Raw genomic sequence first — 11,548 nt, 5'->3', positions numbered from 1 at the left:
TTATTACCTAAATTTCGCTCATTTTTAATGAACTACAATGAAAATATTATGCAGACCTACTGATATCGTTTTGCCATAAGGCTTTATTGAACATCAGTAGTACATTCGCTATGGGTTGCTCAAAGAGCTTATTGGCCCGTTTTACCCCGCCTTGATGTTGAAAAATACCTTGTTCTAATGCGGCTTCATCGACAATGGTTGTTGCTTTCATTTGCTTTGCAATAGTGTTTAACCATTGAATTTGCGGTGTTTTCCATTGTTGACTTGCAAGGATGCGATTTAAGGCGTTATCAACTCGCTGCTCAAATGGGATCAATGCTTCACCAATAGCGGCTTGACGGATAAAACCAATGATACGAGCGGCAATATCTTCTTTTTTAACCTCATGCCATGCGACCTGCAGATCTTGTTCTCTAAACTTATTTTGTTCAAGCACTAATGCCAGTTCTTTTAAGCTTTGTCGGGTTAATTCCCAAGGAGCTTGAATGACTGTTTGAATTGCGAGCAAGCGGTTACTGTTCGCATTCACAAAGTCATTAAAAGAACGTAAATAGTCCTCAGGTTTTTGGCCGTCACCGTAACCTGTGGTGATATGGGTGACTTGGTCATCATGCTCAGAGATATACAGTGGATCGCTTCCTGAGCCACCTTTGACTTTTTCATCCAGCAACTCACCTAAGCCTGGATGATGAATAAACCATTCTGCTAATTGCTCTGCTGACATGGTTTTAAGCTCTTTGATAAATTGCGCAGGTGGTTGCCCTGCAATGGTTTCAAATTTTTCTTGCTGCTCAGGACTTAAATACCGTCTTTTTACTTGTAACTTGGCGATAAATTGGTTTTTGGCTAGTGTCTGTAACTCTTCGTTATTGCTGTTGGCCATTTCACCCGTTAGATCAGTAAAACTAATGTCGACATTAGTCACTACAGGCTTCATGGTATTGACGTTTTCGAGTTGTTTATAAATATCGACGGCATCGTAAATCCGAAATGGACCTTTACTAATTTCTGGACATAGGCGCGTGGCCCTACCTAGCATCTGCTCGAAGAGGATCCTGCTGTTTACCCGACGTAAAAATACCAGATTACATATTTTGGGCACGTCAATGCCGGTGGTAAGTAGATCAACCGTCACTGCTATATTGGGTAGACGGTCATTTTTAAATAAACGGATTTTTTCCAGCGGTTTGTCGGATGCGCCGGTAATTTTTTGAATGGCGTCGTCTTCCACTTCACCGTGGTAGTCTTCACAGGCTTGCTTAAAGGCTTCAACGACTTCATCGGCATGTTTATCGGTGACACAAAAAACCAATGTTTTGGCATCTGAGTAAGGATTAATCGCATCACTTTCAATTAGCCATTTCGTCACGACTTTGGTGAAGTTTGGTGCCATAACCTTACGGTTAAATTCCGAAACATCAAAATCTAGCTCATCTGGGGTGTTATAAATTTTGATATCGTTATTTACGGCATCGTATACCTTCACTTCTTCATTCACTTCATAGTGAATCCCCTGTTCGGCGAGCTTAGTATGGATGCGTACAGGCGGCAGATGATCATTTAAATGTCCATCAAGTACTGCATCGGTATAGCTATAGCTGAATACTGGTTCACCAAAAATATCAACCGTATGTAACGCAGGAGTTGCCGTTAGACCAATTTTAAAAGCGTCGAAATAATCAATTACCGAGCGGTATTTTGATTGGTAGTCTTTTTGGTCACGGAACACTATTTCGGTATCACTAAGCTCTCGGTCGAGTAAATAACCTCGGTGGCATTCATCGACCACAATACAATCGTATTGGCCAACACCAGGTTTTGTATCGTTATCTGAGGGATATAAAATGCGCTGGACCAAACCTTGTACTGTGGCGATATGAACTTTGGTACTGTCTTCGGGCTTGATGTCTTTTAGTCCCATCAAATCAAAAGTATCGGCAAAAGTTTGCAGATGCTCTAATCGCACTTCTTTGAAATCATTGGTAGCTTGTTCACCAAGTGCTGAGCGATCAACCAAAAACAAGATCCGCCTAAACCGCTCAGATTTGAGCAGTCGATAAACCAACGCTATACAGGTTTTGGTTTTACCTGTACCGGTTGCCATTGCAACCAGCGCACGATCTTTGCCGTCTTTAATACTTTGCTCGACCGCTTTAATAGCGTTTACTTGATAGTCTCGCAGCTTTAAGTCGTAATCAAAGGCCATCGCATCAAGCTTTTGCTCTGCTTGCTCTGGCGTTTGTTTTAAAAGCAATTTGATTTCGGTTGGTGAATACCAACCTTTGAGTGCTTTACGTCGGTTGCTATTATCGCGAACATCTAAAAACCAGATACCACTCTCTTGTTCTAGCTGCTTAAGGTATGGACGACCATTCGTAGCAAACGTTAGTGGTACTTTGAAGTCTCTCCAGCAGGTTTCTATTGTGAACGCATTCTTTGTTTCGAGTCCTTTTGCATAACGTTTGGCTTGGTCAATTGAGCTATAAACATTCTTAGCTGTTTTTTTAGCTTCAACGACTGCAACGGGAGTCAATCCCATAAACAAGACATAATCTGCCGGACCAGAGCTGGTGGGCCATTCCGCAATTGCTCTGTTTTCATTCTCGACAGGCCGTGCACCTTTAGAGAACTTTAAGTTTGTGGTGTCAGCTTTCCAACCAGCTTCATTTAACTGTTTATCTATAATGATGCGGGTTTCGGCTTCATCTAAATAAAAAGGTAGTTTTTCGACACGCTTAATTTCTTGTTGTTGTGCTTGGTGATCTTTAGCTTGGAAGGCGGTATACAGCTCAAGATTGGTGGCAGCCATCTGGGCTTTGTATTCATTGAGTTTCGCTTCTTGCTCTGTGGCAATTTGCTCCCAGATTTTACTTTCGGCTTGCATTTGCTCTGCACGTTTAAGCTCGGCTTGCATCTTTTCTTGTTCGAGTCGCTTGAGCGATTCTGCAACCGCAAGACGTTCGGAAGTGCGTTGCTGTTGACGTTCTAGCTCGAGCATTTTTTCTTCGAGAATCCGAACGTCATCTGAAGGGTCTTTAGGTTTTACAAATGGGGTAGGCTTAAAGCCTTTCGCCGCATCGCCACCATAAAGCTGGTGATACCAAATACTTAAAGCGTGACCTATTTGCAACGACTGTAAGGCATCACGGTGACTATTTGAGGTGATATCGTGATTAGCTGCATTGCCGAGTTTTCGTATCGTATGAAAGGCATCTTTGATACGCTGTTCGAGCTTAAGAGAGTAATCAAGGCTACGAAGTAAATCGACTTGGTTTATTCCCTGACCACAAGCCACACCAACGCGAGCTGCAATGTTTTTTGCTAGCTCCTCACCCAATTGGCGCATCTTTAAAAGCGTGGTGTTAGGGTCCGGTATAAAACACCATTCAGCTGTTTGTGCAAGACGCAATAACAGTTCATCGTGATGCTTAAGGAAATCGAAGTTACTAATATTGCTTCCCATCAATAGTGCCTTCTAAAACTTGCTTTTGCCATTCATATGCTGAAGATATCAAGGTTTGCTGCAGTAGGCCATAAAATCTAATTGTGTTAGAGGGTTATGATTGAAAACACGACCTACTAACATAATTTAAGGTTAAAGCTTTTTGAGTAGAATCGTTTAACTAACTATCCAGAGCTATCCCAAACAAGTTGTGAAGAATAGGTTAATGAATATATCACTCATTATCACCGAGTATCATCAAACAATCACAAGCCCATCACTTCAAGCTAACCCTCAGTATTCCATACAATTAACATCGACATTAACGTCAAATAACTTAGAAGGGTTCAAGCTATGAATAACAACCACAAGGCCAACCAAAGCAATAGTAACAAAGGTACATCTGGTACAAACCAAGCCTATCAGAGCGTTCAAAAAAACCGTTCAAACCAGTTAAATCCGAATAATTCTCAATATAAAAGTGACAATAAAAAGTAGGTAACACTATGCCAAATACTAGTAATATGTCTCCAGATGAATTGGACCTTTGGTCTGATATCAACAATCCAAACAATGATGCAAATATGGACGATTGGGCAGATGCCCACAATCCAAACAATGATGCATACTTAGGTGATGATTAGTGAAACCATGCTGGTGGCATGATAACCACCAGCATGATTTAAAGGAGATATCAATGATCAAGGAGCGTTCGGAAGGAACACAGGATAAGAAAAAGTACCGGTTTACAAAACAGATTATCCGCATTGCCCTCGATAACGGTTATACAAATGCAGATATTGCTGTAAAGGCAGGTCTAAGTGGTAAATCGATTGCACAGGTTTCCCGCTGGAGAAACGGTGAGGCTTTAGCAACAGAAAGACAAATGAATGGACTTATTAAAGAGTTTGGCCATTTACTGAAACGCAAGTTGGAGCACCTTTTTTACTCATTCGATTCAGAGGATAAAATCTACTTTTTCCGTATTGAAGGCGAGATTCTACTTAAGCATGTAACCAAAATTCTAGATAGTAATAAGTCTATAAGTATTCGCCGTGTCATTGTTATTAGAAGTAGTGACCAATTTGTAGTGCTCTTCCAGAAACGACTAGGCCTAAAAGATCACCTTGATATTAAAAATATGGGGTTTTCAGATAACGAGGATGCGCACTGGGTCTCACCAAACTACGCTACATTTAACAACCCACAAGAAATGGTTGAAAAAATTTATTGTTTACTTCCTAGCTTTAAACATCAATCAGAAAAGCAAAACAATGATAATGACCGTATTATACTTGCGTTCAAAATTAGGCAAGCATTGCTCAAATTAGGGCTTCCTACTGAAGATATTAATTTGCTTGACCTCTCTATGCCAAATAGCAACAATGACCTAACCCAATAAAGCCCAAGACGAGCTTATCGTCTCTTAAGTGTTGGATGTACAACACCATTACAATGTTTTGGTTTTAACCGCACCACTTTGAGCTTCTATCGGCTGAAAGTTGTGTTTAAACATTTCCGGTGCTGAATAGCTTGCCATTGGCTAGGAGAAAGGTGCGCCAAGTAACTGAATCCGCTTTCAGCAATATGGGTTAGGGGTGGGTACAACCGGGCCATGTTTCTTAGTGAACTATCGCCCGGTTTTTTCATTAGCACTAAGGATAGTCTGAAGTATGGAAAAGGATTACGAGCTATTCTTCCGAAATGTTACAAGAAGATGGCAAAATGAGCTAAAAAAAGCAACCTCTGTAGAAATTTACTCCCCTTATATAACCTCGAGCACTGCTGAGACCGTCACTTCATCTTTGAGTAGCGGTCAATGCGATATTTACACGTTATTTTCAGCCGAGTTATTCATCAATCTCAGTTCTTCCATACAAACCCTTATTACGCTTAAAAAACGTGGGTTTGAGCTCTATGCGCTACCTTCACTACATGCAAAGTGTGTAATCGTTCCGAATGAGTTTGCGAGTATAGGTAGTCAAAATTTGACACGAAAAGGAACAAAAAACCTTGAGGCTACTGCGGTATTCACTAACCAAACTGCAGTCAATAGAGTTTGCGTCGAAGTATCAAAATGGAAAGAACATCGAAAACCACTATCACTAGACGTGCTCAAAGATATGCAAAAGCAGGTTAAGCCACACTTGCAACAGTATCAGCAGATTAAAACTGAAGCTAACAGAATAGATGAAGAAGTCATTAAAAAAGAGCGGGCTCGTGAACTGGCAATAGCTGAACAGCTTGCTGCCCAAAAGAGGTATTATAAAAGATTAAGCAAACTAGCTAGCTCAATCAAAAACATAAATAAGTCACAGCGTTCTATCTCTGGAAGAGTTAAATATCTACCCACAGACTTCTTGAACGCGACAAATAGCTTTGTTGCTAACGATACCAGAAATAGCTTTGTTACTTGGAATGTTGAAAATAAAAAAATTACCTTAGCACGGACATACCGCTATTTGTGCTTACTCAAGAAAACAGGCAAGATTGGTTGGGCAAGAGTAGTGAAGAGCAGAATAACTTATTTCGAAAAATCAATAGCATGGCACAATCCTATAGCTATATTAGGATATTCTTGCATTGTGACATTTGAGGCAAATTGGAATCTCGAAGCAGACTCTTCCTATAATGTGACAGTTGAGATCAAACTTGCTGACCATATAGGCCTTATCAGACTTTATGCCTGGTTTGGGGGCAACGAACTAATTATCAATAATATAGATACTCCTGGATGGAGTAAGAACTCCAAAAAACAACATGAAGACCTTTTGGTGATGCTTCGCGAAAGGCCGCAAGAAGCCAGTAACATCTTGTTATCTAATTTGTTAAAACCCTTCAGATATGTAAAAAACTTAACTGGAGTCCAAGCAAATAACTTTTTCCCCTCAACGACGAGCAACTACATAATGTATCTAGCGAACTATCTTGATCATCCATTCTTGATAATTGAATAGCCCCACCGTCAAAGGAAAAAACAATCACTAGGCATTGACAAAGTGGTTACTAAATCGGTTACTAAAACCTGAAAACCTCACAAAAACGAAACTTAATTATCTGTTATTTATTGATTTTATTAAAATATCCGACATTCAGATCCAGAACGTCGAATAGTTTTCCCACCCGTCCAAGAATGTCTTAAAAGCCCTATTATTTTCTTGTAAATACAGGGCTTTTTTATTTTCCCCATCCAAATCGGTTTGCAGATGTCTGTTATCAGTTGTTGTTTAAATGGTGGCAGGGTTGATGAGTCGCTAGGTGTGTTGACTCAAGGCGTCCCCATGCCACCAAAAATGCCCAAGGGGGAAGTGTCAAAAGCCATTGCACAATGGCAACGCCTTGTTTAACGAGCTGGCATTCGCAAAGAAGAAAGCTATTGAGGGGTTGTTTTATACTCGACTAGAACACCACAATACTTTCATGCGCATAGAGGTGTGAAATTAGCCTGACACAGAATTATGAACAGCCTCGTACACGCGTTTTAATGAACGGGGAAATGCAGCGGTCAGTGGTCTACGCTAAGTTACTTTAAAGGTAACAATCTGAAGACCTAAAGGTGGCATACAACCTTCCACCCAATCACCCAATCACCCAATCATCCAATCACCGCTGAACAATATTTTTTGCCAACAATGATTGACCTGTCTATAACTTCATAGTTTATCGTCAATAGCGTTCAGGTCTGTTTGAGCCAGCCGCGCCATTATTAAAAAAGAACGGAAAGGACGTTTTATCTGTGTATCGCATTTCTGAGTTAGCTGACAAAGTCGGGCTATCACGTTCAACCTTGCTCTACTACGAGAAGCAAGGCTTATTACGTGGCTCTCGCCAAACCAACGGCTATCGACTTTATTCCGATAAAGATGTTCAGCAGTTGCACTTGTTGCAACAACTACAATCGGGCGGCTTAACACTTAAAGAATGCAAATCCTTTTTAGACAGCAAGGTGCAGCGCGCGGTACTTGAAAAGCGCTTGCAGCAGTTGGACGAAGATATCGCTCAAAAGCAGCAAGCTCGCGAGTTACTCGTCGCCCTGCTGGGTCAGGGTTCGCTTCGTATTTGGCATCAACAGACCGATAAATTAGCGCCAGAAGCCTATCTGGATTGGTTAAAACAGCAAGGTTTTAATGAACAACAAGCCCTGCATTTGAAATGGTTATCAAAAGATATGAACGAACACGATCAATACATGGCCGATTTTATGACGGTATTCCAAACTCTAGAACGATGGGGGCCGGGCTGTGATGCCGATTCGCTAAAGGCGCTATTAACGCTGCCAACAATACCCTCCAAGATCATTGATATTGGCTGCGGCAAAGGCTTTTCAACCCGGTTATTGGCAAAGCACACCCTAGCCGAGATTGTGGCAGTGGATAACGAGCAAAGTGCGCTGGATGAACTCGGTGAACGCCTCACTGAGCAGGGGTTAGATACCCGCGTTACCTTAAGCTGCGCCAGCATGACGGATCTGCCTTTTACACCTGAAAGTTTTGATTGTATCTGGTCAGAAGGCTCAGCTTACATAATGGGTATTGAACAAGCATTAACCCAGTGGCGTAAACTACTGACTAATCGTGGCTATATGGTCGTCAGTGATTTGATCTGGTTAACCGATAACCCAAGTCAAGAGGCAGTCGCATTCTGGGAAGGTGAATACCCAGATATGCAAACCATCGAAAAACGCTTAAGCCAAATGCGCCAAGCAGGCTTTGAAGTGATTGATCATTTCACCTTAAGGGAACAAGCATGGCACGATTACTATCAACCACTCAAAGCGCGAGTGGCAGAAGTGAAAGCAAGCATGCCAAAATCAAACGCCATCGCAGATATCGAGCGAGAAATTGCGATTTATGAGCGCTACTTAGGCGAGTTTGGGTACCGCATGTTTGTGCTACGCAAAGGGGCGTAACGGAACGCCCTATAAAAGTAGACTTTTGAGACGATTTAACAGTGCTTTCCGGCTATTATTCGCCACAACAAAGCGCTTAAAACGTTGTTCAAACGCCGCTTCATTCGCTTTGAACTGATAGGCCTCAAACAGCTGATGCAAATAGCGTGATGCCGCATCATAACCACTGGCGCAAGTTCGATCCGCTTGCTCTTGTGATTGCTGCCAGTAGTACTCGCGCTGATTGTAGATATCCGTCAACGCTTTTTCTTTTTCCGCTTTTTCGATGGCTAATTTTTTTGCGAGAGCTGCGGCTTGCTCTTGCTGTAATTGGCTTTGCGCTTGCTCGATAAAAGGGGAAATTACCTCGGGGGTTAACCAGTATTGATAGATCTCGTCTGTGTTGACAGATTCTTTTCGCGTCAGCGCTAAGGCTTGGTGACGGGTTAGCTGGCCTTGCTCAAACAAGGTGCGTAATAGCGTGTCTTTCTCTGCTTCAGAGAGATTATGGAGCCACGCATCAAACGTAAGCTGAGTTTGTTTGGCTTGATGGCTGGGTTGTGCGTTCAGCGCCATGGCGAGTGCCTTAACCAATGCTAAGGGAATATCATACAGCGCCGCAAACGCCTGCTCCTCTTCACTGAGGTGCTCAAAATCGAATTGAATTAACGGCACTCGCTCAATGTCATCATTAAAATCAAACGCTTTGAGCCACATAAAGTACACAAGGCGCCAATCCCCTTGCATTAACCCGCTGCGTAAAGCGGCTAAATGCTGGAAAAAGTCGTCAGCATGCTCATCGTCAAAATACTCGTCATACTCCTCAAGGGAAAAAATCAGTAACTGCCACTCATCGTTTTCGTGAACATGAAGCCCGTCACTTGAAAAGCCAAGCAACGCTTCAGGGATCGTTCCTGCTGGTAGCTTGATGTAGGCATCGATTGAGCCCCAATCGGCATAGTAAAAACCGATATCAAAGTATTTTAACATCAGCTTAAAAGGCTCTGCCTTTAGATCACTGTAGGTGTAATACACCTGAAAGGATGTAGCACTGATCTCGGCACGGCTTGAAATGGCTCGGAGTGCTTCGCGTGCTTTAGCGTCTAAATACCCATCTAGACGCTCGAATTTATAGTATTGATATTCGCTCACGATGACTTCTTATGCATTAATAGTGAATTAAATAAATTGTTTTAATTTCATTGGAAAAGTACGGCATTTATCACTTCATTCATCTTTACATCGATGTGTTAATCAAATTATCACAATAGTATGAACTGAATCAGGTGCTAGGAGACAAATGTCCTCTGGCATTCGTTCTTCCCTCCCTATAATCCACGCTATGACTTCGTAACACGGTGCTTGAGCCTCTGGTTTTGGCTGCAAAGTGGCACCGTTTTCTCTCAGGAGCTAGCAAATGAACATACTAGTGCTAAACGGGCACCCCAACTTAACCCAGTCTGTTGCCAATGCCAGCATACTTGCCATTGAGGCTGAGCAACTGGGCTGGCATATCAATTCAGTGGCTCAGTTTGATGGCGATATCGCCTCGGAGCAGCAACAGTTGCTTGATGCCGATGTAATAGTGGTGCAATTCCCGCTCTATTGGAGCACCTATCCCGCCGTGCTCAAACATTGGATTGATGAGGTATTTACCTATGGTTTTGCCTTTGGCCCCAATGGTAGCCAGCTCCAAGGTAAACCTGTCTTATTTTCTATCACTGCGGGGGCGACTGAGGAATCTTACAGCGAGACGGGCTTTAACTTTTTACCCTTTAACGCATACCAGCAAGCTTACGAACACCCATTTCGCGCAGCCGCTGTCGATATTATCGATACCATTATTAGCTTTGAGATGAACTCCACTGCCGCTGAAGGTGGCAATAAATCCAACACTCTTTCCCTTGCAAAGGCCCACGCAGATCGTGTAATTGCAGCCGTTAATTCATATAAGGACCACTCTGTATGATCCAGTCCATCCTTGGCATTTTAGTGCTCTTAGGCGTTGGTTTGTTGTGTTCTGATAACCGCCGTTTGATCAGCTGGCGCGCTGTTATCGGTGCATTTGGCATTATTATCGCGCTCGCATTTTTTGTGCTAGCAACCGAAATTGGTGCCGATGTGCTGCTGGCCGTATCGAATACCGTAGGTAAAGTCTTTGGTTATGGTACTGAAGGGATTAAATTTGCCTTTGGCAGCTTAGTCAATTTCAGTGTTGAAGGCATTGGTTTTGTCTGGGCGTTACAGGTTTTACCACAAATCATCTTTACTGCCGCGCTCACCTCTTTGTTGTACTACTTAGGCATTATGCAGTGGTTTGTGTTGATCATTGGCGGCAGTTTACAAAAAGTGCTCGGCACGTCACGGGCGGAGTCAATGAATGCGGCGGGCAATATTATTCTCGGCCAAACCGAGGCACCGTTACTGATCAAGCCCTATCACCGCGTTCTCACCCGCGCGCAAATTTTTGCGGTCATGGTCGGTGGATTGTCTTCGATTGCAGGCTCCATTTTAGCGGGCCTTGCGGGGATGGGCGTTGCACTTAATTATCTGATTATGGCCTGCTTTATGTCTGCCCCTGCGGGGTTGATGTTCGCTAAGTTGCTTATCCCTGAAACCGAGCCAACCGTTAACGAAGTGCCCGAATTACCCGATGATGAAAAGCCCAGCAGCTTTATTGATGCCATAGCCAAAGGTGCTATTGCTGGTATGGGAATCGCTGCCATCGTCGGCGCAGTCATTATTGCCTGCATTGGCCTCATGGCTTTGTTGAACGGCGGATTGGGGGCAATTGGTGAACTGTTTGGCATGTCAACCTTAACCGTGGATATGATCCTCGGCACCTTGTTTGCGCCAGTAGCATGGTTGATTGGTATTCCATGGGCTGAAGCAAGCACAGCCGGCGCTTTCCTTGGGCAAAAAATCGCCATGAATGAATTTGTTGCCTTCGCCAATATGGGCAATGTGGAACTGTCTGCACGTAGTAATGCCATTATGACCATTGCCCTTTGCGGTTTTGCCAATATCGGCTCAGTGGCCATGGTGTGTGGCGCCCTGAGTAAAATGATCCCACAACGTGCAGGGCTGATTGGCCAGCTCGGGATGAAAGTCCTGCTAGCGGCAACGTTAGCAAACTTAATGAATGCTGCAATTGTCAGTTTGTTTATCTAAGTATTCCCTTCGCGGTAGCCCGATAAAACTTAGGGCTACCGCCAAGC

General features: G+C 43.1%; 8 protein-coding genes. 6 read left to right on the top strand and 2 right to left on the bottom strand.

The genetic code is table 11. The annotated features are described in order from the left end of the window. Positions 1–46 precede the first annotated feature (46 nt). The gene (hsdR, locus tag SHD_RS06500) at positions 47–3,463 is read right to left on the bottom strand and encodes a type I restriction-modification system endonuclease (RefSeq protein WP_023266376.1); all 3,417 of its coding nucleotides are present in this window, start codon (positions 3,461–3,463) and stop codon (positions 47–49) included. Between the two features lie 485 nt (positions 3,464–3,948). Between hsdR and SHD_RS22025 the strand changes: the two genes are divergently transcribed. The 4 genes from SHD_RS22025 (at position 3,949) to SHD_RS06480 (ending at position 8,351) form a co-directional block, all read left to right on the top strand. After that, positions 3,949–4,086, top strand: coding sequence for a hypothetical protein (locus tag SHD_RS22025; protein WP_167330618.1), 138 nt, complete (start codon positions 3,949–3,951; stop codon positions 4,084–4,086). Between the two features lie 53 nt (positions 4,087–4,139). Then, positions 4,140–4,844 (top strand): hypothetical protein, encoded by a 705-nt coding sequence (locus tag SHD_RS21410; RefSeq protein WP_052030977.1) that lies wholly within the window; start codon positions 4,140–4,142, stop codon positions 4,842–4,844. 271 nt (positions 4,845–5,115) lie between these two features. After that, positions 5,116–6,399 carry a phospholipase D-like domain-containing protein gene (locus SHD_RS06485; RefSeq protein ID WP_023266373.1) on the top strand — a complete coding sequence of 428 codons (1,284 nt, stop codon included), beginning with the start codon at positions 5,116–5,118 and terminating at the stop codon, positions 6,397–6,399. Positions 6,400–7,178: 779 nt separating this feature from the next. Further along, positions 7,179–8,351: a MerR family transcriptional regulator gene (locus tag SHD_RS06480; RefSeq protein ID WP_023266372.1), complete on the top strand. Its 1,173-nt coding sequence runs from the start codon at positions 7,179–7,181 to the stop codon at positions 8,349–8,351. A gap of 9 nt (positions 8,352–8,360) precedes the next feature. Here the strand turns inward: SHD_RS06480 and SHD_RS06475 are convergent, their stop codons facing one another. Continuing rightward, positions 8,361–9,482, bottom strand: a complete 1,122-nt coding sequence (locus SHD_RS06475; RefSeq protein WP_023266371.1) for a hypothetical protein — start codon at positions 9,480–9,482, stop codon at positions 8,361–8,363. A gap of 265 nt (positions 9,483–9,747) precedes the next feature. Here SHD_RS06475 and SHD_RS06470 point away from each other — a divergent pair, with 265 nt between their 5' ends. Next, positions 9,748–10,299 carry an NAD(P)H-dependent oxidoreductase gene (locus tag SHD_RS06470; RefSeq protein WP_023266370.1) on the top strand — a complete coding sequence of 184 codons (552 nt, stop codon included), beginning with the start codon at positions 9,748–9,750 and terminating at the stop codon, positions 10,297–10,299. Then, positions 10,296–11,501, top strand: a complete 1,206-nt coding sequence (locus tag SHD_RS06465; protein ID WP_023266369.1) for a NupC/NupG family nucleoside CNT transporter — start codon at positions 10,296–10,298, stop codon at positions 11,499–11,501. The genes SHD_RS06470 and SHD_RS06465 overlap by 4 nt, the downstream gene beginning before the upstream one ends. Positions 11,502–11,548 lie beyond the last annotated feature (47 nt).

It is taken from the genome of Shewanella decolorationis S12 (genome assembly GCF_000485795.1).
Classification (GTDB): domain Bacteria; phylum Pseudomonadota; class Gammaproteobacteria; order Enterobacterales; family Shewanellaceae; genus Shewanella; species Shewanella decolorationis.
The sequence above is the reverse complement of the archived record's forward strand: the minus strand, read 5'-3'. Positions and strand labels throughout refer to the sequence as shown.